This is a genomic window from Streptomyces alanosinicus, from assembly GCF_014650595.1.
GTDB lineage: Bacteria > Actinomycetota > Actinomycetes > Streptomycetales > Streptomycetaceae > Streptomyces > Streptomyces alanosinicus.
Genome location: NZ_BMVG01000005.1, coordinates 259,948 through 285,911 on the forward strand (window position 1 = coordinate 259,948; position 25,964 = coordinate 285,911).

The 25,964-nt window shown below is 73.1% G+C and carries 26 protein-coding genes; 14 read left to right on the plus strand and 12 right to left on the minus strand.

What is annotated here, in order from left to right; translation table 11 throughout:
• Positions 1–6: 6 nt before the first annotated feature.
• The 3 genes from IE277_RS14235 to IE277_RS14245 all read right to left on the minus strand — a co-directional run bounded on the left by IE277_RS14235 (position 7) and on the right by IE277_RS14245 (position 3,401).
• Positions 7–2,034 (minus strand): NPCBM/NEW2 domain-containing protein, encoded by a 2,028-nt coding sequence (locus IE277_RS14235; protein WP_189952230.1) that lies wholly within the window; start codon positions 2,032–2,034, stop codon positions 7–9.
• Between the two features lie 216 nt (positions 2,035–2,250).
• Complete coding sequence (locus IE277_RS14240; protein WP_229881428.1) at positions 2,251–2,979, minus strand: maleylpyruvate isomerase family mycothiol-dependent enzyme; 729 nt, start codon at positions 2,977–2,979, stop codon at positions 2,251–2,253.
• Positions 2,980–3,047: 68 nt separating this feature from the next.
• On the minus strand, positions 3,048–3,401 hold the full coding sequence (locus tag IE277_RS14245) for an ADP-ribosylation/crystallin J1 (RefSeq protein WP_189952232.1): 354 nt from the start codon (positions 3,399–3,401) through the stop codon (positions 3,048–3,050).
• Between the two features lie 195 nt (positions 3,402–3,596).
• Here IE277_RS14245 and IE277_RS14250 point away from each other — a divergent pair, with 195 nt between their 5' ends.
• Together IE277_RS14250 and IE277_RS14255 are read left to right on the plus strand one after the other, a co-directional pair.
• The gene (locus IE277_RS14250; protein WP_189952234.1) at positions 3,597–3,827 is read left to right on the plus strand and encodes a hypothetical protein; all 231 of its coding nucleotides are present in this window, start codon (positions 3,597–3,599) and stop codon (positions 3,825–3,827) included.
• A 143-nt stretch (positions 3,828–3,970) separates the two neighbouring features.
• Positions 3,971–5,014 (plus strand): NUDIX hydrolase, encoded by a 1,044-nt coding sequence (locus IE277_RS14255; protein ID WP_189952236.1) that lies wholly within the window; start codon positions 3,971–3,973, stop codon positions 5,012–5,014.
• 252 nt (positions 5,015–5,266) lie between these two features.
• Here the strand turns inward: IE277_RS14255 and IE277_RS14260 are convergent, their stop codons facing one another.
• On the minus strand, positions 5,267–6,622 hold the full coding sequence (locus IE277_RS14260) for a dipeptidase (RefSeq protein ID WP_189952238.1): 1,356 nt from the start codon (positions 6,620–6,622) through the stop codon (positions 5,267–5,269).
• Between the two features lie 131 nt (positions 6,623–6,753).
• Here IE277_RS14260 and IE277_RS14265 point away from each other — a divergent pair, with 131 nt between their 5' ends.
• On the plus strand, positions 6,754–7,995 hold the full coding sequence (locus tag IE277_RS14265) for a geranylgeranyl reductase family protein (RefSeq protein WP_189952240.1): 1,242 nt from the start codon (positions 6,754–6,756) through the stop codon (positions 7,993–7,995).
• Here the strand turns inward: IE277_RS14265 and IE277_RS14270 are convergent.
• Complete coding sequence (locus tag IE277_RS14270) at positions 7,985–8,446, minus strand: nitroreductase/quinone reductase family protein (RefSeq protein ID WP_189952242.1); 462 nt, start codon at positions 8,444–8,446, stop codon at positions 7,985–7,987. The genes IE277_RS14265 and IE277_RS14270 overlap by 11 nt on opposite strands.
• A gap of 126 nt (positions 8,447–8,572) precedes the next feature.
• Between IE277_RS14270 and IE277_RS14275 the strand changes: the two genes are divergently transcribed.
• The 3 genes from IE277_RS14275 (at position 8,573) to IE277_RS14285 (ending at position 11,339) form a co-directional block, all read left to right on the plus strand.
• Positions 8,573–9,259: a TetR/AcrR family transcriptional regulator gene (locus tag IE277_RS14275; protein ID WP_189952243.1), complete on the plus strand. Its 687-nt coding sequence runs from the start codon at positions 8,573–8,575 to the stop codon at positions 9,257–9,259.
• A 188-nt stretch (positions 9,260–9,447) separates the two neighbouring features.
• Complete coding sequence (locus tag IE277_RS14280) at positions 9,448–10,677, plus strand: sensor histidine kinase (RefSeq protein WP_189952245.1); 1,230 nt, start codon at positions 9,448–9,450, stop codon at positions 10,675–10,677.
• Entirely contained in the window at positions 10,674–11,339 is a 666-nt protein-coding gene (locus IE277_RS14285; RefSeq protein ID WP_189952247.1) for a response regulator transcription factor, read from the plus strand. The genes IE277_RS14280 and IE277_RS14285 overlap by 4 nt, the downstream gene beginning before the upstream one ends.
• On the opposite strand, the gene IE277_RS14290 is transcribed toward IE277_RS14285, so the two are convergent.
• Positions 11,300–11,584: a DUF6332 family protein gene (locus IE277_RS14290; protein WP_189952249.1), complete on the minus strand. Its 285-nt coding sequence runs from the start codon at positions 11,582–11,584 to the stop codon at positions 11,300–11,302. The genes IE277_RS14285 and IE277_RS14290 overlap by 40 nt on opposite strands.
• 71 nt (positions 11,585–11,655) lie before the next feature.
• On the minus strand, positions 11,656–13,146 hold the full coding sequence (locus IE277_RS14295; RefSeq protein WP_189952251.1) for an MFS transporter: 1,491 nt from the start codon (positions 13,144–13,146) through the stop codon (positions 11,656–11,658).
• An 85-nt stretch (positions 13,147–13,231) separates the two neighbouring features.
• Between IE277_RS14295 and IE277_RS14300 the strand changes: the two genes are divergently transcribed.
• The gene (locus IE277_RS14300) at positions 13,232–13,645 is read left to right on the plus strand and encodes a MarR family winged helix-turn-helix transcriptional regulator (RefSeq protein WP_189952253.1); all 414 of its coding nucleotides are present in this window, start codon (positions 13,232–13,234) and stop codon (positions 13,643–13,645) included.
• A 77-nt stretch (positions 13,646–13,722) separates the two neighbouring features.
• Here IE277_RS14300 and IE277_RS14305 read toward each other — a convergent pair whose 3' ends face one another.
• A complete protein-coding gene (locus IE277_RS14305; RefSeq protein WP_189952255.1) occupies positions 13,723–14,466 on the minus strand; it encodes a maleylpyruvate isomerase family mycothiol-dependent enzyme in 744 nt (247 codons plus the stop codon).
• A gap of 79 nt (positions 14,467–14,545) precedes the next feature.
• The gene (locus tag IE277_RS14310) at positions 14,546–15,742 is read right to left on the minus strand and encodes an MFS transporter (protein ID WP_189952256.1); all 1,197 of its coding nucleotides are present in this window, start codon (positions 15,740–15,742) and stop codon (positions 14,546–14,548) included.
• A gap of 520 nt (positions 15,743–16,262) precedes the next feature.
• On the opposite strand from IE277_RS14310, the gene IE277_RS14315 reads away from it, so the two are divergent.
• Positions 16,263–16,658, plus strand: a complete 396-nt coding sequence (locus tag IE277_RS14315; protein ID WP_189952258.1) for a luciferase domain-containing protein — start codon at positions 16,263–16,265, stop codon at positions 16,656–16,658.
• 242 nt (positions 16,659–16,900) lie between these two features.
• Here IE277_RS14315 and IE277_RS14320 read toward each other — a convergent pair whose 3' ends face one another.
• Positions 16,901–17,680 carry a DeoR/GlpR family DNA-binding transcription regulator gene (locus IE277_RS14320; RefSeq protein WP_189952260.1) on the minus strand — a complete coding sequence of 260 codons (780 nt, stop codon included), beginning with the start codon at positions 17,678–17,680 and terminating at the stop codon, positions 16,901–16,903.
• A 123-nt stretch (positions 17,681–17,803) separates the two neighbouring features.
• Here IE277_RS14320 and IE277_RS14325 point away from each other — a divergent pair, with 123 nt between their 5' ends.
• Entirely contained in the window at positions 17,804–18,685 is an 882-nt protein-coding gene (locus IE277_RS14325; protein ID WP_189952262.1) for an SIS domain-containing protein, read from the plus strand.
• A gap of 96 nt (positions 18,686–18,781) precedes the next feature.
• Positions 18,782–19,639: a class II fructose-bisphosphate aldolase gene (locus IE277_RS14330; RefSeq protein WP_189952264.1), complete on the plus strand. Its 858-nt coding sequence runs from the start codon at positions 18,782–18,784 to the stop codon at positions 19,637–19,639.
• Between the two features lie 23 nt (positions 19,640–19,662).
• Here the strand turns inward: IE277_RS14330 and IE277_RS14335 are convergent, their stop codons facing one another.
• On the minus strand, positions 19,663–20,796 hold the full coding sequence (locus tag IE277_RS14335; protein WP_189952572.1) for a methyltransferase: 1,134 nt from the start codon (positions 20,794–20,796) through the stop codon (positions 19,663–19,665).
• 80 nt (positions 20,797–20,876) lie between these two features.
• Between IE277_RS14335 and IE277_RS14340 the strand changes: the two genes are divergently transcribed.
• From IE277_RS14340 to IE277_RS14350, 3 genes are read left to right on the plus strand one after another with little or no spacing between them, the layout of a single operon-like run.
• Entirely contained in the window at positions 20,877–21,521 is a 645-nt protein-coding gene (locus tag IE277_RS14340; protein WP_189952267.1) for an alpha-ketoglutarate-dependent dioxygenase AlkB family protein, read from the plus strand.
• Between the two features lie 49 nt (positions 21,522–21,570).
• Positions 21,571–22,809, plus strand: coding sequence for an ROK family protein (locus IE277_RS14345; RefSeq protein ID WP_189952269.1), 1,239 nt, complete (start codon positions 21,571–21,573; stop codon positions 22,807–22,809).
• Positions 22,806–23,555: an NUDIX hydrolase gene (locus IE277_RS14350; RefSeq protein ID WP_229881432.1), complete on the plus strand. Its 750-nt coding sequence runs from the start codon at positions 22,806–22,808 to the stop codon at positions 23,553–23,555. The genes IE277_RS14345 and IE277_RS14350 overlap by 4 nt, the downstream gene beginning before the upstream one ends.
• Here IE277_RS14350 and ilvY read toward each other — a convergent pair.
• Positions 23,540–24,400 (minus strand): HTH-type transcriptional activator IlvY, encoded by an 861-nt coding sequence (gene ilvY, locus IE277_RS14355; RefSeq protein ID WP_189952271.1) that lies wholly within the window; start codon positions 24,398–24,400, stop codon positions 23,540–23,542. The genes IE277_RS14350 and ilvY overlap by 16 nt on opposite strands.
• A gap of 88 nt (positions 24,401–24,488) precedes the next feature.
• On the opposite strand from ilvY, the gene IE277_RS14360 reads away from it, so the two are divergent.
• Positions 24,489–25,958 (plus strand): ketol-acid reductoisomerase, encoded by a 1,470-nt coding sequence (locus IE277_RS14360; protein ID WP_189952273.1) that lies wholly within the window; start codon positions 24,489–24,491, stop codon positions 25,956–25,958.
• Positions 25,959–25,964: the final 6 nt, after the last annotated feature.

The window sequence follows — 25,964 nt, forward strand, 5'->3', positions numbered from 1 at the left end:
GCGCGGTCAGCAGCTCACGCGCGCGTCCGCCCAGTCCGCATGGTCGGAATCGTTGCCGTCTCCCGCGTCGGTGACGACAAGACGGATGACCTGGGCGCCGCTGACGTCGGCGGACACCGGCCGGGCCGGCATCGCGTTGGTCAGGACCCCCGTCGACGCGACCTTCGTGCCGTCCGCCCAGATCTCGAAGGTGACGCTGCCCTTCGTGCCCTTCTCGTCGTCGACCCCGACGTCGGCGGTGACCGTCCGGCAGGCCTTGCCGGTGTAGAAGGAGACGTCGCTCGGCGCGTGGACGCCGAGGCCCTTGGCGTACACCGTGCCGCCGATGGTGATCGGGTGGCCGTCGCCCGGGTCGCTCTCCCCGTTGCTGGTGTCACGCTCCACGGGACCCCAGCCGCTGGTCGCCGACAGCCGGTCCAGGTCGCTGAGATACGACGTCCCGGAGGGCGGCCGTACCACGACGGACGCGGTCAGCGGGAGCGTGCCGGTGACGCGCTGCCCGGACGGTGAGCGGTACCGGGCCTGGAGCGTGAGGCCGTAGGAGCCGGTGGGTGCGCCGGCCGGCGCGGTGACGCGCCAACCGGTACGCAGGACCTGGCCCGTGGCGAGGGCGGTCGCCGAGGTCGACGATATGGGCCGTACGGTCCACCCCGCGGGGCCGGCGAGGGACACCGAGACCCGGCGGGCGGGGGTGCGGCCGAGGTCGGTGACCGTGCTGGTCAGCGTGGCCGGGGTCGCGGCCTCCAGCAGCGGGCTGCCGTCCAGGCCGAGTTCGGCGGCGGGCGGGTTGGCCGCCCAGCGGGGGTCGGCCGAGACCCGCAGGAGGACCGTGGCGTGGGCGGGAACGGTGGCCGCGACGGTCCCGGCGGTGTTGTAGCTGCTGTGCTGCCACAGGTCGCGCAGGGTGTAGGCGGGGGCGTCGGGGAGTCCGACGGCGGCCGCGGTGGTGGCGATCCGCTGGGCGGTACCGGACTCGTTGAACAGCGCGACGGCCCGGCTGCCGTCCTTCATCTCCTTGGCGATCACCCAGCGGCCGCCCGCGGAGGAGACGACCGCGCCCTGCTTGCCCAGCGGGTCCTGGTCGACGGCGACGACCTCCTTGTTGTCCAGGATGTCGAAGGTCGTCTGGGAGGCCTTGCGCAGGTCGGTGCCGATGAGCAGCGGGGCCGCCATGACCGACCAGAGGGAGAAGTGGGAGCGGTACTCGGTGTCCGTCATGCCGCCGTTGCCGACCTCCAGCATGTCGGGGTCGTTCCAGTGGCCGGGTCCGGCGTACGGAGCGAGCGGGAGGTTCTGCTTGAGGATCGACAGCATCGAGCCCCAGTCGTCGCTGATGTCACCGGTGGTGCGCCACAGGTGGCCGACGTCGGTAGCCCACTCCCAGGGCTTGTTCTCGCCCCATTCGCAGATGCTGTACACGATGGGCCGCCCGGTCGCCCTGAGCGCGTCACGCATGGTCGTGTAGCGCTGCTTGGCGTCGACGCCCTGGTTATTGCAGTTGTCGTACTTCAGGTAGTCCACACCCCAGTCGGCGAACTGCCGGGCGTCGCTGTACTCGTGGCCGAGCGCGCCCGGGAATCCCGCGCTGTTGCAGGTCTTGGTTCCGGCGCTGGTGTAGATGCCGAGTTTGAGTCCCTTGGAGTGGACGTAGTCGGCGACGGCCTTGATGCCGTTCGGGAAGCGGGCCGGGTCGGGCACCAGCTTGCCGTCGGCGTCGCGCTGCGGCAGCGCCCAGCAGTCGTCCAGATTGACGTAGCGGTAGCCGGCGTTTTTCAGGCCCTTCGCCACGAAGAGGTCGGCGATGCCCTTGACCATCGTCTCGTTGAACTCGGACCGGCAGTGCGTGGAATTCCAGTTGTTGAACCCCATCGGCGGGGTGAGGGCGAGACCGTCGCCCAGGGCGGGGGCGCTGGCGGCGGGGGCCTGGGCGGGGGCCGCCTGCGCGGGGACGGCGAGGGCCGCCGCGCACAGCAGTGCCGCCGTGAGCGTGCCGAGCACTCTTCGGCGGGGTGTGCGGGTGTGAGGGTGACGCATCGTTGACGTTCCTCCGACTCGCGAACGGTGGATGACGGTATGGCGCCGCCTGGGCGTCATCTGTGTATCGACTGTGCGCGTTTACGGTAGGACGTGTCGGACTGTGTTGGAAGACATGTGCCCCGGTTGTTCGAAACCCCGTCAGAAGCCGGGACCGCAGGGACGTTTCGCCCCCATGGGTGTGATCCGGCGTTCGGATGTGTTGGCTTCCGGGGGTCATGCCTCGTCGTCGACGCGGCCCCAGCCGGGCAGTGGGGGCTGGGGCCAGGCGGGCGGGCGGGGCAGCAGATGCGCCGGGCGGTCGCTCGTCAGCGTGTCGGCCGCGACGCGTCCGCCGAGCCAGCCGAGCACCTGATGTCCGGCCCCGGCGACGGAGGGACCCTCGGCCGCCGGCGACCAGCTCCGGCCGAGGTCCACGGCCCGGACCGAGGCGAGCGGAAAGCCCTGGGCGCGCAGCGTGGCGAGGGTGTCCTCCAGCGCCCAGGAGACATACGCGTCCGGCCACTGCTCGGTGCCGTGGCCCAGTCCCAGGTCGAGGTGGTGGGTCTCCAGCTCCCGCAGGCACCGCAGCAGCAGGTACCGGGCCGGGTGGAGCCAGCCGGCCAGCGCCGGGACCAGGCGGTCCCAGACGGGGGCGGGTGTGGCCTGTGCCAGTCCCGCGAACCGGTCGAGGCTCCCCTGCAGCCGGGCCGTGAGCCGGGCCGTGGACAGCGCCGCGTCCCGCTCGACCGCCGCGGAGAGCGCCGCCGCGTCCGCGCGCGGGGCCGGCTCCTGGCCGGTGTGCGCGAGCCGCAGCAGCCACACATACGCGTCCACGCTGTGGGCGACATGGGCGAGCACATGGCCGCGCGTCCACCCGGGCAGCAGTGCGGGGGCCTGCAGTGCGGCGTCCGACAGGGCCGCCGCGGTCTGCACCAGCCGCTCGCCCGAGCGCACGACGTCCACGACGCGGTCGCCCGCGCTGCCGCCGTCCGTGCTGCCGTCGGCTGCGGCGCCGAAGGGCGTGGGCCCGCTCAGCGGAACTCCCGTACGACCTCGATGCGGCCGACGATATGGGCGTTGAACTCGTCCAACTCCTCGGCCGGCACCCACAGTTCCAGGATCGTCTCGCCGCCGGCCTGCCGGACCGGATACCGCCCGACGAACTCCGTGTCGACCTCGAAGCGGGTCACGAAACCGGCGCCGTCGTAGCGGACGTTCCAGTCCCGGGCGATCCGGATCGCGTAGTCCTCGTTGAGAACCGGGTAGAAGATCGGCTGCTCCGGGAGCCGCGGCGGCCAGGCCCGCCAGTCGAGCGCGCGGACCAGCTCCAGTTCCTCGGGGCCGGTGGGGCGCCAGAGGGTCGTGGTCGGGGCGAGGCTGGTCATGACGGCGCGTTTCTGCTCGGGCCCGCCGCGGGAGCGGGCAGGGCGGGATGCCGGACGATACCGGCCCGGCACAGGCGCGTGCCAACGAATTTCGGCACACCCGGCGCGCTCACGGTGCCGCGAACCGCCGGGTCCGAGGTCGTCCGCTCGCCGGTATCCGCGTGACCCCTGGCCGGATCCGCAGTTGTTCAGCCCATGAAGAAGCGCAGCATGCTCGCCATCGCCTCCCTGGCCACCGGATTCGTGGTGGCCGCCGTCACCCCTTCCCACGCGGCTTCCCACGCGGCGGACAAGGGCCACAGCAGCCCCGACAACGGGGTGACCGTGGACGGCCTCAACGTCACGGACACGCTCGACTCGGCCGGCGGCCACCCGGTCTCGCTGGACAGTTTCGGTATCGACGACGGCAGTCGCGGGCCGGCGTAGATCCCACGGCGCGAGGCGCAGGTGCCGGTGTCCCCGTCGCGGGGGCCACCGGCACCGCTGTTGCGGCGCCCTCACCGGGACGGGGTTTCCGTGGCAGGGTGGAGCGGGCAAGCCTCAGGGGGCCAACAGAAGAGGGGGAGTCCGTGACCGTCGTCTGGATCAACGGCGCGTTCGGTGCGGGGAAGACCACCACCGCACGGGAACTGATCGAACTGATCCCGAACAGCACGCTCTTCGACCCCGAGATCATCGGCGGAGAGCTCACGCAGCTGCTGCCGGCCAAGCGCCTCGCCGAGGTCGGCGACTTCCAGGACCTGCCGATCTGGCGCCGGCTGGTGGTCGACACGGCGGCCGCGATGCTCGCCGAGCTGGGCGGGACCCTCGTGGTGCCCATGACCCTGCTCCGCCAGGAGCACCGCGACGAGATCTTCGGCGGCCTCGCCGCCCGCAGGATCCCGGTGCACCATCTGCTGCTCGCTCCGGCTGAAACGATCCTGCGTGCGCGGATAGCCGGCCGGGAGATACCGCCGGATCTACCCGACGGCGAGATACGGCAACGGCAGTGGGCCTACGACCACATCGAGCCCTACCGCGCCGCCCTCGCCTCCTGGCTCACCGCCGACGCCCACCTCGTGGACACCAGTGCCCTCACGCCGTACGCCACCGCCGTCCGCATCGCCGACGCCGTCGGCACCGGTGCCGTGGCGCCCTGCGACATCGTGCAGACGCCCGAGCCGACCGCCGAGACCCTCGCCGCCGGGGTGCTGCTCTTCGACGAGCAGGACCGGGTGCTGCTCGTGGACCCCACCTACAAGCCGGGCTGGGAGTTCCCCGGCGGTGTGGTGGAGCGCGGTGAGGCGCCGGCCCGGGCCGGGATGCGCGAGGTCGCCGAGGAGACCGGGATACGGCTGGGAGAGGTGCCCCGGCTGCTCGTCGTCGACTGGGAACGGCCGGTGCCGCCCGGCTTCGGCGGGCTGCGGCTGCTGTTCGACGGCGGCCGGCTGGAGTCCGGCGAGGCGTCCCGGGTGCTGCTGCCGGGACCGGAGCTGCGCGACTGGCGTTTCGCCACCGAACAGGAGGCCGCCGGGATGCTGCCGCCGGTCCGCTACGAGCGGCTGCGCTGGGCGCTGCGCGCCCGCGAGCGCGGGACCGCCCTGTATCTGGAGGCCGGAATACCGGTGGGCTGACGGCCGGATGACCGGTGGGCTGACGGTCGGATGACCGGTGGGCTGACGGTCGGATGACCGTTGGGCTGAGCCGTCCGGCCCGTGCCTCGGCGCCGCTCAGCGCGGTGGACTCGCCCGCGCCGCCCACGTCGTCTTCTTGGAGGCAGTGGGCCTCCTGGAAGTGGGTGAGCACGATCCCGTACGTCCCCCGGCGCCGACCGCAGGCGGCGCCCCCGCCCCATGGGCGAGGGTGCCGCCGACGGCAGAAGGGGCTCAGCCCGCCGCGTAGTTGCGCAGGAACAGCGCCTCGGCGACCGACAGCCGCTCCAGCTCCTCGGGGGACACGCTCTCGTCGACCGCGTGGATCTGGGCCTCCGGCTCGCTCAGGCCGATGAGCAGGATCTCCGCCTGCGGGTACAGGCCGGCGAGGGTGTTGCACAGCGGGATGGAGCCGCCCTGGCCGGCGTACTGCATGCTCTCGCCGGGGTAGGCGACCGCCATCGCGTCGGCCATCGCCTGGTAGGCCGGGCTGGAGGTGTCGGCCCGGAAGGGCTGGCCCTGGCCGATCTGCTCCGTGGTGACCCGGGCGTCCCAGGGGGTGTGCGCCTCGACGTGCGCCTGGAGCAGCTTGGCCGCCTCCGCCGCGTCGACGCCCGGCGGGACCCGCAGGCTGATCAGGGCGCGGGCGCTCGACTGGACGGAGGGGGTGGCACCGACGACCGGCGGGCAGTCGATGCCGAGGACGGTGACCGCCGGGCGGGCCCAGATACGGTCGGCGACCGAGCCGGCGCCGATCAGGCCGACCCCGTCGAGCACCTTGGCGTCGCCGCGGAACTGCTCCTCGGTGTACTCAAGGCCCTCCCAGCGCGCGTCGGAGTGCAGGCCGTCGACCGTGGTGGAGCCGTCCTCGGCGCGCAGCGAGTCCAGCACCCGGATCAGCGCGGCCAGCGCGTCCGGGGCGGCACCGCCGAACTGGCCGGAGTGCAGATTGCCCGCGAGGGTGTCGACCGTCACGCGGACCAGGGTCATACCGCGCAGCGTGGTGGTCACCGTCGGCAGACCGACGCGGAAGTTGCCCGCGTCGCCGATCACGATGGTGTCCGCGGCCAGCAGCTCCGGGTGCTCCTCGGCGTACCGCTCCAGGCCGCCCGTGCCCTGCTCCTCCGAGCCCTCGACGATCACCTTGACGTTGACCGGGACGCCGCCGTTCGCCTTCAGGGCGCGCAGCGCCAGCAGGTGCATGAGGACGCCGCCCTTGCAGTCGGCGCTCCCGCGGCCGTACCAGCGGCCGTCGCGCTCGGTCAGCTCGAACGCCGGGGTGGTCCAGGCGGCCTCGTCCAGCGGCGGCTGCACGTCGTAGTGCGCGTAGAGGAGAACCGTTTTCGCGCCCTCAGGGCCCGGCAGGTAGCCGTAGACGGACTGGGTGCCGTCCGGGGTGTCCAACAGCGCCACGTCGACGAATCCCTCGGCGCGCAGGGCGTCGGCGATCCAGTTGGCGGCCGCCTCGCTCTCGCTCTTCGGGAACTGCGCGAAGTCCGCCACCGACCTGAAGGCGACCAGTTCGGTCAGCTCCGCCTTGGCCCGTGGCAGCAGCGAGGCGACGGTCTCGGCGACCGGATTCGACGACATGGGCACGCTCCTCGTGGGTGCGACGTTGTACCGGGTGATAGCCCCGATACTCCCACAGTGGCCTGCGACGACGGCCGCCGTAGGATGCGAGGGACACTACGGCAGCGGCTTGATCGGAGCAGTAGACCATCGTGAGCGGCGAGAACTCTTCGGCGGACGACGTGCAGCGGGTGTGGGACGTCGTCGTGGTGGGCGCGGGACCCGCGGGGGCCTCGGCCGCCTATGCGGCCGCGGTCGCGGGACGGCGCGTGCTGTTGCTGGAGAAAGCCGAGTTGCCCCGCTACAAGACCTGCGGCGGCGGCATCATCGGCCCCTCGCGCGACGCGCTGCCCCCCGGCTTCGAGCTCCCCTTCCGCGACCGGGTGCACGCGGTCACCTTCTCGAACAACGGCCGCTTCACCCGCACCCGCCGCTCCAAGCAGATGCTGTTCGGGCTGATCAACCGGCCCGAGTTCGACCAGCAGCTGGTCGAGCACGCCCAGAAGGCCGGCGCCGAACTGCGGACGGGTGTCACGGTGCAGCGGGTCGAGCAGCACGGCTCGGCGGTCACCGACCGGCGCACGGTGGCCGTCGTCCTGCAGGGCGGCGAGACGGTGCTGGCCCGCGCCGTCGTCGGCGCCGACGGCAGCGCCAGCCGCATAGGAGCCCATGTCGGCGTGAAGCTGGACCAGGTGGACCTCGGCCTGGAGGCGGAGATCCCGGTCCCGGAGTCGGTCGCCGAGGACTGGAAGGGCCGGGTCCTCATCGACTGGGGCCCGATGCCCGGCAGTTACGGCTGGGTGTTCCCCAAGGGCGACACGCTGACGGTCGGTGTGATCTCCGCGCGCGGTGAAGGGGCTGCCACCAAGCGGTACTTGGAGGACTTCATCGCCCGGCTCGGCCTGTCCGGCTTCGAGCCGGCCGTCTCCTCCGGTCATCTGACCCGCTGCCGCGCCGACGACTCGCCCCTGTCCCGGGGCCGGGTGCTGGTCTGTGGTGACGCGGCCGGGCTGCTGGAGCCGTGGACCCGCGAGGGCATCTCGTTCGCGCTGCGGTCGGGGCGGCTCGCGGGGGAGTGGGCGGTGCGCATCGCCGAGGCCCACGACGCGGTCGACACCCGCCGCCAGGCCCTGAACTACGCGTTCGCGATCAAGGCCGGTCTCGGCGTCGAGATGAGCGTCGGCAAGCGGATGCTGGCCGCGTTCGAGAAGCGTCCCGGCCTCTTCCACGCGGCCCTCACCGGGTTCCGCCCGGCATGGAAGGCGTTCCGGGACATCACCCAGGGGTCGTCCTCGCTGGGCGAGATGGTCCGCTCCCGCCCGATCGCCCAGCGTGCCCTGACCGCCCTGGACCGGGGGCAGTCCGTCCCGGCGGAGGAGTCCGTCAGCTCGTGACGGTGATCCGGAAGACCGGGTGGTCGCCGGCGCAGGCGATGATCTCCGCGTCGGAGGACTTGGCGGTCACCCCGGCGAAGTACTGGTTGACCTCCCAGCCCCACTTCTCCAGATAGGTCCGCAGCACGGGGAGCTTCTCGGCGTCGGGAAGCTCCGCCACGGTGAAGGCGCGCACCCTGCGGCCCACGCGCAGCTCGCCGCCGCCGGCGACCCGCATGTTGCGCACCCACTGCGAGTGGCCGCGCGCCGAGATGAGGTACTGCCCGCCGTCGTAGGTGTGCGGGTTGACCGGGATGCGCTGCATCTGGCCGCTCTTGCGGCCCCGCACGGACATCTCCGCGGTGCCCGCGAGGCTGACGCCGTGCCGGGCGAGCCAGCCGATGACGCTGTTCAGCCGCACGTTCATCGGGCTGCCCTTGAGGTAGTACGGCGAAGAGGAAGACGACGACATGGTGACCCCCACGGCTTGGGAGAGCAGTGCTCTCGGACGACTCCAGTGTGGGGCAGGCCGGTGCGCGAATGCAAGAGCGGTGCTCTCTTTTGTGTGCACCGCTCTCCCTCGTGGCAGACTGCCGGTATGAGCACCCCCCAGGGCGCCCGGGCACGGGCCAGGACCGAAGTCACCGTCGCCATCAAGGAAGCGGCCCGCAGACAGCTGGCCGAGGAGGGCGCGGCGAAGCTCTCGCTGCGCGCCGTCGCCCGCGAGCTGGGCATGGTCTCGTCGGCCGTGTACCGCTACTTCCCCAGCCGCGACGAGCTGCTGACCGCCCTGATCATCGACGCCTACGACTCCCTCGGCGAGGCCGCCGAGAAGGCCCGCGACACCGACCCGGGCGCTGCTCCCGTGCCGCGCTGGACGGCCGTGTGCGAGGCGGTGCGCGGCTGGGCGCTCACCCACCCCCATGAGTACGCCCTGATCTACGGCTCGCCCGTGCCCGGCTACTCCGCCCCCGAGACCACGATCAGGGCCGCGGCCCGCGTCGGCCTGGTCCTCATCGGCATCGTCCGCGACGCCCACGAGGGGCCCGGCCTCGCCACGCTGCCCCTGCCCGCCGCACTGCGCCCCGAGGGCGAGCGCATGGCCGCCGACTTCGCCTCCGGCCTGCCCGCCGAGGTGGCCGTGGCGCTGACGGCGGCCTGGGCGCAGCTGTTCGGGCTGGTGGGCTTCGAGCTGTTCGGCCAGTTCCACAAAGTGGTGGAGGACAGGGAAGCCTTCTTCCGCCACGCGGTCACGGGGCTGGCACACGGCGTGGGCCTGCGATAGGCGCACGGCCGACGGGCCTCCACGCCGACTCCTGTGCCGGTCCTGCGCTGTCTTCCCTGCCGGCCCGCACCGGCCTCGCGCCGACTCCCGTGCCGGCCCCGACCGGGTGTCGTACTTCCCGGGGAGTACGAGTGATCACCTCGTCCGGCTGACGTCGTCCCGTGTCGTCGGCGTCTAGCGTGGCGGTCATGGAAGAGCAGCGCGCCCCCGCGCACCGGTGGCGGTACGGGCCTTGGTGGCACGGCGCCCCGGACGGGGACGGGGACGGGGCGGAGCCGGGCCGTGCCCGCCGCCGGCCCTGGCGCTCCACCGTGCTGGTCACCGCGTTCGTGCTGGTCGGCAGCAACTTCGCGGCGCACAGCCAGCATCTGCGCGTCCCGCTGGACGTGACCGCGCGCGTGCTGCTGCTCCTCGCCTCGGTCCTGCTGCTGTGGCGGCACCGGTACCCGGTGGCCGTGGCCTTCGGCACCGCGACGGTGACCCTCGGCTATCTGGCCGCCGGCTACCCCTACGGGCCGGTCCTGCTGACCGTCGCCGTCGGCTGTTTCAGCGCGGTCGTCGCCGGTCACCGGCGGGCCGCCTGGGCCGCCGTCGGCCTGTTGTGGGCCGGGCACGCGCTGATAGCCCTCTGGCTCTACCGCTGGCTCCCGCCCTCGGGGGACCGGCGCGCGAGCCTCACCCAGGAGACCGTCATCGCCACCTGGGTGCTGGCGATCGTCGCCCTGTCCGAACTGGGCCGGGTGCGGCGCGAACAGTGGGCACGGGAGCGCGCCGACCGGACGCAGGCGGCACGGCGCCGCGCGGACGAGGAACGGCTGCGGATCGCCCGCGAGTTGCACGACGTCCTCGCGCACAGCATCTCCGTCATCAATGTCCAGGCCGGCATGGGGCTCGCGCTGCTCGACAGCGATCCCGAGCAGGCGCGGGCCGCGCTCACCACGATCAAGGCCGCCAGTAAGGAGGCGCTCGGCGAGGTGCGCCAGGTCCTCGACACGCTGCGCACCACCGGTGCCGCGCCGCGCGCCCCCGCCCCCGGCCTGGACCGGCTCCCCGAACTGGTGGAGCAGGCCGCCGCGGCCGGGCTGACCGTGCGGATCGAGGGCGAGCCGCCGCACCTGCCCCCGGGCGCCGACCTCGCCGCCTTCCGTATCGTGCAGGAGGCCCTGACCAACGTCGTACGGCACTCCGGATCGCGGCAGGCGTGTGTACGGTTCGTCCACGACGGGGACACACTGCGGCTGCGCATCGACGACGACGGGCCGGCCACCGGCGCCGACGCCGGGGGCAGCGGGAACGGACTGGCCGGCATGCGGGAGCGGGCGGCCGCGCTCGGTGGCACCATCGAGGCCGGACCGCGCCCCGAGGGCGGCTTCCGGGTGCTCGCCGTACTGCCGTCGCACACCAGGGAGGACCAGTGATCCGGGTACTGCTCGCCGACGACCAGTCGCTGGTGCGGGCCGGTTTCAGGGCGTTGCTCGACGCCCAGCCGGACATCGAGGTGGCCGGGGAGGCCGCCGACGGTGAGGAGGCGCTGCGCCAGGTGCGCGAACTGCGGCCGGACGTCGTTCTGATGGACATCCGTATGCCCGTGCGGGACGGTCTCGCCGCGACCCGGCGCATCACCGGCGACGCGGAGCTGAAGGACGTGAAGGTGGTCATGCTCACCACCTTCGAACTCGACGAGTACGTCTTCGAGGCGATCCGTTCGGGCGCCTCCGGTTTCCTGGTCAAGGACACCGAGCCGGCCGAACTCCTGCGTGCGGTACGGGCGGTGGTCCAGGGTGATGCACTGCTGTCGCCGGGTGTCACCCGCCGGCTGATCGCCGAGTTCGCGGCCCGCTCCAAGGAACCCGCTGCGGCGGACGCCCTCGCCCGGCTCACCGAGCGGGAACGGGAGGTGATGGCGCTGGTCGGCATCGGCCTGTCCAACGAGGAGATCGCCCGCCGGCTGGTGGTCAGCCCGCTCACCGCCAAGACCCATGTGAGCCGCACGATGGTGAAGCTGGGCGCGCGGGACCGGGCCCAACTCGTCGTGCTGGCCTATGAGTCGGGGTTGGTGCGGCCCGGCTGGCTGGGCTGAGCCGTCCGCCGGAAGCGCACCAGCACGCCCACCACCCGGGCCACGAACACGATCGGCGCGACCGCCATACCGAGCCGCAACAGGGTCTTGGACAGCAGGTGCGGCAGTTCGAAGAGGAACGCGGGTCCGGCCACGGCCCCGAACACCACCGCCGCCGCGAAGGCCGCGCTCACCAGCGCGTAGCCGATCTCGACCGTCGCCGCGTCCTGTTGGGCTTTGGTACGGCGTCCCCCGTATGCATGCATTTCCCCAGCCTCACAGACGCGCGCCCGGCGGAGCAACCAGCCCCGCCGGGCGCACCTGCGGAGGCTTCCCCCTAGTCACGGACCGCCACGCGCTCCGCTTCCGCCTCCCTCACGGTGGACCTGGCGACGACAACGGACTGCTGGGTGCGACGGTTGCGCAGACCGGTGAGGGTGAGTAGCAGGCCGGCCGCCGCGACGCCCGTGACGACCATGAAGCCGGGCCGGTAGCTGTCGAGGACGGCCTGCGGGGTGGCGTGGGCGGGGGCGCCGGCCGTCACCACGGCCGTGACCACCGCGAGGAAGATCGCGCCGCCCACCTGCACCGAGGTGTTGAGCAGACCGGAGACCATGCCCTGCTCGTGGTCCTCGACCCCGTTGGTGGCCTGGATGTTGAGCGAGGGGAAGACCAGCGCGCAGGCCGCGCCGATCAGCAGCATGGACGGCAGGATCACGGCCGCGTACACCGGGTCGAGGTCGACGCGCAGGAACAGCGCGTAGCCGAGGACCATGAACGCGAAGCCGGTCGCGATCAGCCGGGGCGTACCGAACCGGTCGACGATCGCGCCGACCTTCGTGGCGGACACCGCCACCAGCGCGCCCGCCGGCAGGAACGCGAGCGCCGTGTGCAGCGCCGACCAGCCGAGCAGGGACTGCATATAGAGCGTCGTCAGGAACTGGAAGCCCACATAGGAACCGAAGAAGGCGATCGCGCCGAGCTGGGCGCGGACCTGGCTGCCCGAGCGCAGCACGCCCAGCCGGATCAGCGGGCTCGGCGAGCGCCGCTCGACCAGGACGAAGCCGGTCAGCAGCACTGCCACGGCGAGGAAGGACAGCAGCGTGCGGGCCGAGGTCCAGCCGGCCTGCGGGGCCTGGACGACCGTGAACACCAGCAGCAGCATCGACGCGGTGCCGAGGACGGCGCCGGGGATGTCGTATCCGGCGTGGCCCTCCTCGCGGGCACTGCGCGGCAGCAGTCGCAGACCGGCGAGAAGCGCGAGCAGGGCGATCGGTGCGGGCAGCAGCATGGTGAAGCGCCAGCTGGCCTCGGTGAGCAGGCCCGAGAGCACCAGGCCCATGGAGAAACCGGTGGCGGCGCAGGTCGTGTAGATGGAGAGGGCGCGGTTGCGCAGCGGGCCCTCCGGGAACGTCGTGGTGATGATCGACAGTCCGGCCGGTGCCGTGAAGGCCGCGCTCAGGCCCTTGATGAAACGGCTGGCGATCAGCAGGGGACCCGAGTCCACGAGTCCGCCGAGCAGCGAGGCCAGCGCGAAGACACCGAGGGCGACGAGGAACACCTGACGCCGGCCGAGCAGATCGGCGGTGCGGCCGCCGAGGAGGAGCAGGCCGCCGTAGCCCAGGATGTAGCCGCTGACGATCCACTGCAGCGTGGACGTGGACAGGTGGAGGTCGGAGCCGATGGACGGCAGCGCGACGCCGACCATCGACACGTCCAGCGCGTCCAGGAACATCGCCGCGCAGAGCACCAGCAGGGTGCCCCACAGCCGGGGGGTCCAGCGGACGGCCGGGGACGGGGCCGTGGAAGGGGGGAGCGGAGAGGTCATGCCGACGAGACTACATGCATGTGCATCGAATGCAAATGCATTTAATTCCAGTGCAATGATCTCGCTTCTCTGCTACGGTGCGCTCATGGCGTCAGACAGGGCCGAGCAGACGCTCGTGGAGCAGTGGCGGGACATCCTCGCGCTGCATGCCCGCACGCAGTGCGAGCTGGACCGGGTGCTGCACGGACACGGCCTGTGCGGCAGCGACTTCGAGGTCCTCGACCTGCTCGCCCAGGGCGCGGCGGCGGACGGCGAGTGTGCCTTCCGGGTGCAGGAGATCGCCGAGCGCGTCCACCTCAGCCAGAGCGCGCTGTCCCGGCTGATCGGCCGTCTGGAGAAGGACGGCCTGGTCGAGCGCGCCATGTGTGCCGAGGACCGGCGTGGGGTGCGGGTGGCGCTCACGGCGAAGGGGCGCGCGCTGCACGGTGACGTGCGGCCCGTGCAGCGCGCGGTGCTGGCCCGGATGCTGACCGAGACCGACTGGCCGGGGCCGAGCTGACCGGGGCCGACTGTCCGAGATCGAGCTGTCCGGGGCCGACCGGCTGACGTCGACCGGCTGACCCCGACCGGCCGGGGTCAGATTCCGCCCTTCTCCCGCCACAGCTCGGCGAGCGAGCGGTCACCGGACACATGCGGCACGGGCCTGCGGTTCCACAGCGCCAGATACAACTCCTCGGCCGGCCCGGACAGTTCGGCCTCGACCTCCTCCCCGGCCTTCCGCACGGTCACCGGCGGCTCGGCCGTGAGCCGTACGGTCCACACCGCGTCTGTCCCCTCGTCCAGCGCGCGCACCCGCAGCACCCGGGGCTCCGGTGTGCGCAGCCGGCTCCGGGAGCGGGCGTGGAAACCGCGCAGCAGTTCGTCGATGCCGTCCACCGCGAAGTCCGGTGCGACCGGCGTCGCCGTACCGCCGCGCGCGGCCTCGGCGTCATAGCGGTGGACGGTCGTCTCGTGCGCCTGCCGGCGCGCCCAGAACGCCAGCGGGGAAGGATGGTCGAGCGTCGGAAGGAAGCTCCAGCAGTTCACATCGGCGGGTGCGGCGGCCAGGGTGTCGACCAGCAGGCGGTGACTGTCCCGGTACCAGTCCACCAGGGCGGCGCCGTCCACGTCCGGTACGTCGTCGAGCGGGCGGCGCTCCGTGAGTCCGTCGGCGACGAAGGCCGCGGCCCACCGGTGCACCGCGCCGGTGTGCCGCAGCAGATCGCGCACCTGCCACTCGGGACAGGTCGGCACCTTGGCGTCGGTCCCCGCCGCCGCGGCGGCCGTCGCGAGCAACCGGCCCTCCCGGTCCAGGGTCTGAAGGAAGTCGGCAGTGTCCATGGCGTGAGTGTGCCGGACGGAGCGCGCCCGCGGGCCGGAATGTCCGGCACGGGGGAGAGCCCGCGTTGCGGCGCCGGTGTCAGCCGCCCAGCGTCCGCCGCGTGGCCACCCCGATGACCGCGGCGACGGCGGCCAGCGCCGCCACGCTGGTGAGCGCGGTCGGCAGGGAGAACCAGTCGGCCATGAAACCGATCGCGGGCGGCCCGAGGAGCATGCCGCCGTAGCCCAGCGTCGAGGCGACGGCCACGCCGGACGGGCCGGTCAGTGAGCCCGCCCGCTCCACGGCGACCGGGAAGAGATTGGCGAGCCCGAGCCCGGTGACGGCGAAACCGAGCAGCGCGCCCCACACGGAGGGGGCCAGCGAGCCGAGCAGCATGCCCGCCGCCGCGACGGTACCGCCGGCGATCACCGTGCGCGTCCGGCCGAGCCGCTCCAGCAGGGTGGTGCCGGTCGCCCGGCCCACGGTCATGGCCAGCGCGAAACACGAGTACCCGGCCGCCGCCACGCCGGACGACGCCATCAGGTCCTGCTGGAGATGGAGCGCGCCCCAGTCGGCCATGGCGCCTTCGCCGTAGGCGGTGCACAGCGCGATGAGTCCGAAGACGACGACCAGGCCACGGCTGCCGGTCCGGCGCGGTGCGGCACGGCCTTCCGTCGCGGCACTGCCTTCCGCCGCGGTCGGGGACGGAGCCCGGTCCGCGGGCGCCGGCGGCTCCAGCCGCAGCAGGGTGCGTCCCGCGACGGCCGTGACAAGCAGCCCGGTCAGGGTGAGGCCGAGCAGATGCCGGGTGGGGGAGAGGGCGCCGGCGACCAGCCCGCCGAGACCGGCGCCGATCATGCCGCCGAGGCTGAACGCGGCGTGGAACGTGGGCATGATCGGCCGCCGCAGCGCGGTCACCAGGTCGACGGCGGCACTGTTGAAGGCGACGTTGATGCCGCCGTAGGCGGCGCCGAAGACGAGGAGTACGGCGCCGAGGGCGGGCGCGGAGTGGGTCAGCGGGGGCAGGCTGACGCTGAGGGAGAGCAGCACGGCGCACACCACGGTGACCGGATGGCTGCCGTAGCGGCGGCACAGCCGCCCGATCAGGGTCATGGTGACGACGGCACCGGCGGAGACACCGAGCAGGGCCAGCCCCAGATCGCTGGCCGAGGCGTCGGTCTGCTGCTTGATGGCGGGGATCCGCACCACCCAGCCCGCGAAGATGAAGCCGTCGAGCGCGAAGAAGGCGGTCAGGGCGATGCGAAGACGGGTGAGATCGCTGGTGGCACCCGGCACGACACTGTGCGATCGGGTTTTGTTTATTTGCGGCACAAACTCAGCCTAGGTGGGGGTGCGGGACCGGGGCAAGGGGATACGGGCGGCGCCGCGGCCTCGACGACGCGGCTTCGGTGCGCGGCTTCGGTGCGTGGCATCGGCGCGCGGCTTCGGGACGCGGGCCGCGTGCGTGCGCACCGCCCCGCGCGCGCCCGCCGTCCGGCGCCGCTCACACCGTGGGACAGCCGGATGCCGCCGTCACTCACATCGGCGACAGCGGCTTTTCTCGTGCGTCCCGGGGTGTCCCGGGGTGTCCCGGGGGCTCAGGGATCGGGGCGCGTGGGCGCACGAATCCGCGGATGTGGCCTTGACCTGCGCCGACTTGTGCTCTTCGATGGCGACGGCGGCGTCAATGCGATGCGGTTCCTGCTTCGTTCGGGGTACTTCCGCGGTGGGTGTGCCCGGTCCGCCGCGGGATACAGCTCGGTTAATGCTTGTTCACGAGCTGGTTGCCGACGGGTGAGCGGTCCATGATGTCCTCATGACGTTGGCCTCGCGCGCGCTCGCGCAATTGGCGACCTGGCCCGACCTGAATCGGGCGGTTCCGAGCTGCGGCCTCGGACAGGCGGTGAGTTCGGCCCAGGGCGAGATCGCCCACTTCCACTCGGACCGTGATGTCGATCTGCGGCTGACCGACCGGGCGATCAGGCGGTTCGCCAAGGACCTCCAGGACTCGGGGGTGATCAGGATCGTGCCCGGGTCGCAGTGGGTGACGCTGCGCCTCGACGCGGCGAGCGACGTCGACCTGCTGCTGACCCTGGTGAGCGTCGCGCTCAAGGCCCAACAGGCCTGGCCCGACTCGCTGGACAGACCACCGACCGGTTGCAACGACCAGCGCGGCGCGGGCTTCGTGAAGGCCGACCTCGGCGCCTTCTGAGCCGCCCCCGACGGCAGCCGCCGAGTTGGGTGCCCACGGCTGCCCGGTCCGGGTGGCTACGACCGCCGGGCCGGGCGTGTACGACCGCCTGCCCGAGGCGTGCGTGGCCGGCCGGCCGGCCCGACGTGGCGCCGCGGCGACGGCCGGTACAGCACCGGGCTCCGCCGGCGCGGTCGCGGGCCGCGTCAGCGCGTCCACGGGATCCGGTGAGGCAAGCCGGACACTGCCGTGCCCGGCTCCCGTCACGCCGTGAGGACGCGGACGCCTGCCTCCTCGAAGCGGCGTACCGTCTCCTGGCCCACCGCCGAGTCCGTCACGAGCGTGTTCACCAGATCCGTCCCGCAGATCCGGGCGAACGCCCGCTGGCCCAGCTTGCTGGAGTCCGCCGCGACCACCACCCGCTCGGCGCGCTCGCACAGCAGCCGGTTGATCGCGGCCTCCGCCTCGTCATGGGCCGCGGCGCCATGGGTGACGTCGAAGGCGACGACACCGAGCACGGCCACGTCGAGCGTGATCTGCCCGAGCACCCCGTCCGCGAGCGGACCGATGAGTTCGTACGACTGCGGGCGCGCCACCCCGCCCGTCACCACGATCTTGAACTGGGGCCGTACGGCCAGCTCGTTGGCGATGTTGAGCGCGTTGGTGACGACGGTGAGCGCAGGTGAGCCGGCGGCCAGGTCGCCGCGCACGGCCAGGGCGCGGGCCACCTCCGTCGTGGTCGTACCGCCGGTCAGGCCCACCGCCTCGCCGGGGGCGACGAGTTCGGCGACCGCCTTGGCGATGCGCTGCTTCTCCGAGGCGCGCCGGGCCGTCTTGTAGCGCAACGGCAGTTCGTACGACACCCCGTGCACCACCGCTCCGCCCCGGGTGCGCACCAGCATCTGCTGCTCGGCGAGCTGGTCGAAGTCCCGGCGGATCGTCGCCGCCGACACCGCCAGCTCGGCCGCCGCCTCCTCGACCTCCAGCCGGCCGCGCTCGACGAGCAGTTCCAGCAGTGCCATCCAGCGGGCGTCCCGGGACATCCGCACCTCCGTTCCCTGGTGTTCCGGTGACCCTAGCGCACCCCACTTTGCGCGCGAATGCTTGATTGTGCTCGAAAGCTAGCTATATCTTGCAGGAACAATCAGCTAGGGGAGGGTGTGGGCATGACCCATGTCGAGAACGAGCTGAACAGCCAGCCGGAGTGCTGGATACGGGCTGCCGAGGCGGCGGGGCGGCACCGCGGCGCGCTGCCGGGGCCGGGGGAGCGGGTCGCGATCGTGGGCTGCGGCACCTCGTACTTCATGGCGCAGGCGGTGGCCGGCCTGCGGGAGGGCGCCGGCCAGGGCGAGACCGACGCGTTCGCGGCCTCCGAGTTTCCGTACGGGCGGACGTACGACCGGGTCGTGGCCCTCACCCGCTCCGGTACGACGACCGAAGTGCTCGGACTTCTTGGGCAGTTGAGGGGGCGGACCCGGACCACCGCCATCACCGCCGACCCCGGCACGCCCGTCATGTCCGCCGCCGACGACCTCGTCGTGCTGGACTTCGCCGACGAACGCTCCGTCGTCCAGACCCGGTTCGCCACCACCGCCCTCACCCTCCTGCGCGCCCATCTCGGCCTGCACACCGACTCCGTCGTGGCCGACGCGCGCACCGCCCTCGCCACTTCTCTTCCCGAGGGACTCCTCTCCTGCACCCAGTTCACGTTCCTCGGACGCGGCTGGACCGTCGGGCTCGCAGGCGAGGCCGGGCTGAAGATGCGCGAGGCGTCGCTGGCGTGGACCGAGGCGTACCCGGCGATGGAGTACCGGCACGGCCCGATCAGCATCACCACCGAGGGCACGGCCACCTGGATGCTCGGCGAGGCACCCGAAGGGCTCGCGCGGCAGGTGCGTGCCACCGGCGGGGCGTGGATCGACGGCGGACTCGACCCGCTCGCCGAACTCGTCCGCGTCCAGCGGCTCGCCGTCGCCGTCGCCGCCGCCCGCGGACTCGACCCGGACCAGCCGCGCCATCTCACCCGCTCGGTGATCCTCACCCCATAGGCCCTGTCGTCAAATTCCCGCCTGCCCGGCGGGCGGACGACGGGAATTTGACGACAGGGCCTAGGACCCGGCCCACGCCCCGGAAGGACCCCGCACGTGCCCCTTGCGTCCACCGGCGAGCTGGTCACCGCAGCCGCCGGCACCAGATCCGCCGTCGCCGCGTTCAACGTCATCACCCTGGAACATGTCGAGGCCGTCATCGCCGGCGCCGAGTCGGCCGGTACCCCCGTCGTCCTCCAGGTCAGCGAGAACGCCGTCAAGTTCCGCTACGGCCGGCTGCTGCCGCTGGCCCGCGCGGCCGTCGCCGCCGCCGAACACGCCACCGTCCCCGTCGCTCTGCACCTGGACCATGTGCAGAGCGACCACCTGCTGCGCCAGGCGCACGACGCCGGGTTCAGCTCGGTGATGTACGACGCGGCCCGGCTGCCGTACGCCGACAATCTCTCCGCGACCCGGGCCGCCGCCGACTGGGCCCACTCCCAAGGGCTCTGGATCGAGGCCGAGCTGGGCCAGGTCGGCGGCAAGGACGGCAGGCCCCCGCTGGACGCGCACGCGCCCGGCGCCCGCACCGATCCCGACCAGGCCCGCGACTTCGTGACCGGCACCGGCGTCGACGCGCTCGCCGTCGCCGTCGGCAGCGTGCACGCGATGACCACCCGCACCGCCAGCCTCGACCACGGCCTGCTCAAACGGCTGTCCGCCGGGCTGGCCGTCCCGCTCGTCCTGCACGGCTCCTCCGGAGTGCCGGACGACGGGCTGGTCGCGGCGGTCGCCGGCGGCATCGCCAAGGTCAACATCGGCACCGCCCTCAACATCGCCATGACCGCGGCGATCCGGGAGTTCCTCGCCGCCCACCCGGAGGCCGTCGATTCACGCACGTACCTGAGCGTGGGACGGGAGGCGATGGCTCACGAGGTCACCCGGATCATCGGGGTGCTGTCCGGGGCGGCCTGAGGTCCGTCCCCGGCGGGGGCGGCTCAGTCCTTCCTGACGGCCCTCAGGATCACGAACTTCGGGTCGCTGGCGATCAGTTCGCTGTTCCCGAACAGCCGCCTGAGCGTCACGTGATAGCCCAGGTGCCGGTTGCCGATCACCCACAGCTCGCCGCCGGGCCGCAGCGCGCGCTTCGCACCGCTGAACATCCGCCACGCCGTCGCGTCGGTCGTCGCCTGGTGGGAGTGGAACGGCGGGTTGTTCAGGACCAGGTCCACAGTGCCCGGCGCCACCCCGGCCAGCCCGTCCCCGACCCGGAACTCCGCGTGTCCGGGCACGCCGTTGGCCTTGTACGTCGCCTCCGCGGAGGCCACCGCCTGGAAGGACTCGTCCACGAACAGCACCTCGGCGGACGGGTCCGCCAGCGCCACCGCCGTACCGACGACGCCGTTGCCGCACCCCAGGTCCACCACGCGGCCCGCGCCCGGACCGGGCAGGTGCCGCAGGAAGAACCGGGTGCCGATGTCGAGCCGGTCGGCGCAGAAGACACCGGCGTGGTTGACGACGATGCGCCCGGAGACCGGCCCGATGCCGTTCGGGAGCGTGTAGCTGTACGGCCACGGGTTCGCCGGCCGCGCCGGCGCCGGGTCCGGAGTGCAGAAGATCAACCGGGCCTTCTGCTGTGCCAGCGAGGTCCGGGTCGGCCCGAGGATCCGCTGGAACAACTGCAGCGTGGAGGTGTGGATCTCCTTCACCATCCCGGTGCCCACGACCACCGTGCCCGCGTGCACGGCGGGCGCCAGCCGCAGCAGCTGGTCCTCCAGCAGCGACAGGCTCTTCGGCACCCGCACCAGCAGCACGTCCATCCGCTCAGGCGGCGGATCCTGGGTGGTCAGCAGCTGCACGGCACCGGGCTCGACCCCGGCCCGCGCGAGGTTCGCCCGGGTCGCCTCCTGGCTCAGGAAGGAGTCCGTGATCTGTGTCGGCCGGTGTGCCGCGAGCGCCGTGGCCAGCGCGCCCCAGCGGTCCCCGAGCACCACGACCGAACCCGTGAGCGGCACGCCCTCCTCGGCCAGATGACGCAGCAGGTAGGCGTCGGAGGCGTCCCAGGCACGCAGCCGGTCGCGCGGATCCTCGGGGAAGCGGGCCAGCTCGACCTCGCCCCACGGTGTCGTCATACGGTCGCTCATCGTGTCTCCCAGGCTAGCCGAGCCGCAGCTCAGGAAGGGTGGGGCGGGTCTGCGGCACGATGGAGCGTATGGACGCGGAGCTGTTCGCCCGGGAGCGCGTGGAGGTCGCACCGGGCGCCGTGCACGTCCCGGACTGGCTGGCCGCCGCCGGGCAGCGCGACCTGCTCGCCGCCTGCCGGGACTGGGCGCGGCCACCCGCCGGGCTGCGCACGGTCCGCACCCCGGGCGGCGGCACGATGACCGCCCGGCAGGTCTGCCTCGGCTGGCACTGGTACCCGTACGGCTACGCCCGTACCGCCGTGGACGGCGACGGCGCCCCCGTGAAACCCTTCCCGGACTGGCTCGGCGAACTGGGCCGCTGCGCCGCCGAAGCCGCGCTCGGCCCCCAGCGGCCGTACGCGTACGACATCGCGCTGATCAACTTCTACGACGGCGACGCCCGCATGGGCATGCACCGCGACGCCGACGAGAAGACGGACGCGCCCGTGGTCTCCCTCAGCCTCGGCGACACCTGCGTCTTCCGCTTCGGCAACACCGGGACGCGCGCGAAGCCGTACACCGACGTGGAACTGCGCAGCGGCGACCTGTTCGTCTTCGGCGGACCCTCGCGGTTCGCCTACCACGGCGTGCCCCGCGTATACCCGGGTACGGCACCGGCCGGGCTGGGCCTCGCCGGACGGCTGAACATCACCCTGCGGGCGAGCGGCCGGTAAACCGGCGCCACGGGCCACCGCCGATGCGGATCATGGGAGACTCGGCGTCATGAACGGCAAGGCGGAGCCCCGGACCGCGGGGGAGAGGACCACGTCGAGAGCGCGGCTGGACCGAGGGCGCGGTGCGCTCGGACCCGCGCTGGAGCTGGTGCACACCGGGCGGGCGCCGACCCGCGCCGTACTCACCGCGGAACTCGGCGTCACCCGGGCCACTGCGGGCGCGGTCGCCGCCGAGCTGGAGGCGCTCGGGCTGATCCGGGTGGACGCCCGGCCGGCCGCCGCGGCCGGCTCCCAGGGCCGGCCCTCGCACCGGCTCGACGTCGCCGAGGACGGCCCGGTGGCGCTCGCCGCACAGGTCCACGCCGACGGCTTCCGCGCGGCCCTGGTCGGCCTCGGCGGGCGCATCGTGGCGACCTCGCCCGGCTGCGAGACCGTCGACGCCGACCCGGCGAAGGTGCTCGGCTCGGTCGTCGAGGCGGGCGCGGAACTGCTGCGCACGACCGGCCGCCGCTGTGTCGGCGCCGGACTCGCCGTACCGTCCGCCGTGGCCGAACCCGACGGCCTCGCCCTCAACCCCCTTCACCTGGCCTGGCCCGTCGGCGCCCCCGTCCGGCGGATCTTCGCCGAGTGCGTGCGCGCGGCTGGCCTCACCGGACCGGCCTTCGCGGGCAACGACGTCAACCTCGCCGCGCTCGCGGAGCACCGGCACGGCGCCGGCCGGGGCGCCCGCGACCTCCTGTGCGTGGCCACCGGACACCGGGGTGTCGGCGGCGCCCTGGTGCTGGACGGCCGCCTCCACACCGGCAGTTCGGGCCTCGCCCTGGAGGTCGGCCACCTCACCGTGAACCCCGAGGGCCGCCCCTGCTTCTGCGGCAGCCGCGGCTGTCTGGACGTCGAGGCCGACCCGCTGGCCCTGCTGGTCGAGGCCGGCCGCGAGCCGGGCCCCGAGGTGTCCCTGCTCCAGCAGGCCAACGACCTGCTGCGCACCCAGTACGCCGAGCCGGCCGTCCGCAGGGCGGCCGAGGCGCTGATCGACCGCCTGGGCCTGGGCCTGGCCGGCCTGGTCAACATCCTCAACCCCGACCGCATCATCCTCGGCGGCCTGCACCGCACGCTGCTGGACGCCGACCCGGGCCGGCTGCGCGCCGTCGTCGCCGACCGCAGCCTGTGGGGCCAGAGCGGCGGAGTACCGATCCTGCCCTGCACCCTCGACCACAACAGCCTGGTCGGCGCGGCCGAACTGGCCTGGCAGCCGGTCCTGGACGATCCGCTGGGGGCGCTGCGGTGACCGAGGCGAACGAGCGGGCCCGGCCCGCCCCGGCCGTGGAGATCCTGCCCGCCGGACGCATCCGCCTGGTCGAGACGCCCCTTCCCGGGCTGTCGGAACGGCACCGCGCCGCGATGGACCGCGCGTGGGAGGAAGCGGTACGCGCCAACCCGGCCCTGTTCGACGGGCCGATGGCCGTGCTGACCGGACTTCAGCGGGACGGAGCCGACGGCCTGGTGCTGTTCTGGGCCCGGACCACCTACCGGAACCGGGCGCTGCGCCATGTGCCCGGCGCTCCCCTGCACGGCTCCCTGTCCGTGTCCGTGGCACAGCCGGCCGACGACGGCAGGCTGCTGGTCGGCCGGATGGCCCCCTCCACCGCGGCTCCCGGCCGCTGGCAGCTGCCCGGCGGTGGTGTCGAACCCCCCGACGACGGGCGCGAGTTGAACCTCGGCGCGCTCCGTGCCCACGCGGCACGCGAACTCGCCGAGGAGACCGGTTCCGACACCCCGGCCGACGCGCTCACCCCATGGCTCACCACCCGGGGCGGCCGCGGCAACGTCGGCGTCGTCTTCACCGCCCCGCCACGCCCCGCACGGGAGTTGTACGACCGGTACGCGGAGCTGGCGCGGAAGGAGACCGCCTGCGGCGTCCAACCCGAGTTCACCGAGGTCGAGTTGATCGGCCCACCCGCCGATCTGAAGCGGCTCCAAGGGCCGCACGCCGCGCTGCTGCCGCTGCTCGTACGCCGTCACACCGGAAGCTGAGCGGTCAGGCTCCACAGCGCGGCCACCAGCGGCCGGCGCAGATCGGCCCGGCGTACGCACAGCCCGATCGGGAACCGCTCCGGCGCCGGATCCGCCGGGAGCGCGGCCAGCCGGTCGCGCACCGCGCTGTTCTCCAGCACCAGCCGGGGCACCACCCCCGTGCCGCAGCCCAGCGCGACCAGCGTCAACAGCCCCTCATGGCCGTCCGGTTCGCAGACCACCTCCGGCAGCCGGCCGCGCATACGGAACCAGCGGTCCGCCGCGTCGCGCACCAGCCCCCGGTGCGGCAGCACGAACGGGCCCGAGAGATCCGGGTCCGGGCGGTCGCGGGCGGTCACCAGGACCAGATCGGTGACCGCGACCGTCCGGCTCACCAGGGGATCCGGCAACCGGGCCGGAACGCCCGCCACGGCCACGTCCGCCTCGCCCTCGTCCAGCCGGGCCAGCGCCGCCGCCGCGTCGCCGGTGCGCAGATCCAGGCGCACCTGGGGATGCGCGGCACGGAACGGCGCCAGCAGGTCCGGCAGCAACGCCTGGCAGGCGGTCACCGTCGCGAACACCGTGAGCCGGCCGGTGAGTCGGGCGGGATCCGGGTGCTCCTCGCGATAGCCGCGCCACAACTGAAGTGCCTCCACCGCGTACTGACGGAACCGATGCCCCTCGGCCGTCAGGGACACCCCGCGCGGACCCCGGTCGAACAGCCGGTGCCCCAGCTCCGCCTCCAGCCGCTGCACGGTCCGGGTGAGCGTCGCCGGGCTGACATGGCAGTCCATGCTCGTCCGGCCGAAGTTCAGCGACTGCGCGAGATGGAGGAACAGCCGCAGCTCCCGATGGTCGTCCCGCACCCGCCGACCTCTGCCTTTCAGGATCCGCAACGCACCGCTGCGGATGTTGCGCTTGCCGCAACACTCGGCCTGAGCCTACAACTCGACCATGACCTCGACCACATACACCTCCCGCGTCTTCCCTCTTGAGACCATGGACGTGCCCGGCGGCACGGAGACCGTCCTGCGCGGCGGCCGGCATCTCTTCCCGCTGCTGCCGCGGGCCTTCGCCGGCGTCCGCCGGATCGGCGTGCTCGGCTGGGGCCCCCAGGGCCGCGCCCAGGCCCGCAATCTGCGCGACTCCCTGACCGGCAGCGGCATCACGGTCACCGTCGGACTGCGTCCCGGCTCGGCCTCGGTCGCCGACGCCCGCGCCCACGGCTTCACCGAGGAGGACGGCACCCTCGGCGACTGGCTCACCGTGGCCGCCGGCAGCGACCTGGTCGTGCTGCTCCTCGCGGACGCCGCGTTGGCCGCCCACCACCAGGAGATCTTCGCCGCGCTCAGGCCCGGCGCCGTCATCGGCCTCTCGCACGGCTTCCTCCTCGGCCATCTGCGCGCGACCGGGGACGACTTCCCGGCCGGCCACGGCGTCATCGCCGTCTGCCCCAAGGGCATGGGGGACTCCGTGCGCCGGCTGTACGAGCAGGGGGCGGAGGTCAACGGCGCCGGGATCAACAGCAGTTTCGCCGTGCACGCCGACCCCGACGGCCGGGGCACGGACCTCGGCCTCGGCTGGTCGGTCGCCCTCGGCTCGCCGTACACCTTCCGCACCACACTGGAGAGCGAGTACCGCTCCGACATCGTCGGCGAGCGCGCCATCCTGCTCGGCGCCGTGCACGGCATCGTGGAGAGCCTGTACGGCCGCTACCGCCTCGCCGGGGACGACGCGCCGACCGCCTACGAGCGCTCGTGCGAGAACATCACCGGACCGATCGCCCGCACCATCTCCCGGTCCGGCCTGCGCGCCGTGCGCGAAGGCCTCGACGCCGCCGGGCGGGAGGTCTTCGACCGGGCGTACACGGCGACGTACGGCCCGGCCCGTGAACTCGTCGCCGAGATCTACGACGAGGTCGCCGACGGCACCGAGCTGCGCAGCGTGATCCTCGCCGAACGGCGCCTCGGCACCCGGCCGATGAGCCGGATCGGCGGCTCCCCGATGTGGGCGGCGGGCGAGCGGGTGCGGGCCCGCCGCGACGGCCGCACCCTGCCCGTCGAGCCGTTCACCGCCGCCGTCTTCGCCGCCACCATGACCGCCCAGATCGACGAGTTCGCCGAGCGCGGCCACCCCTGGTCCGAGATCGTCAACGAGTCGGTCATCGAGGCCGTCGACTCCCTGCTGCCGTACATGCACGCACGCGACGTGGCGTACATGGTCGACAACTGCTCCCGCACGGCCCGCCTCGGCGCCCGCCGCTGGGGCCCCCGCTTCCAGGCGGCGTACGAGCAGATCGCGTACCCGGCCGCCGAACTCCCCGCGGACCAGGCTCTGTTGACCGCCTTCGCCGCCCATCCCGTGCACCAGGCCCTCGCGGCAGCGGCGAAACTCCGGCCGTCGGTGGACATCTCGGTGGCGTGAGCGGGT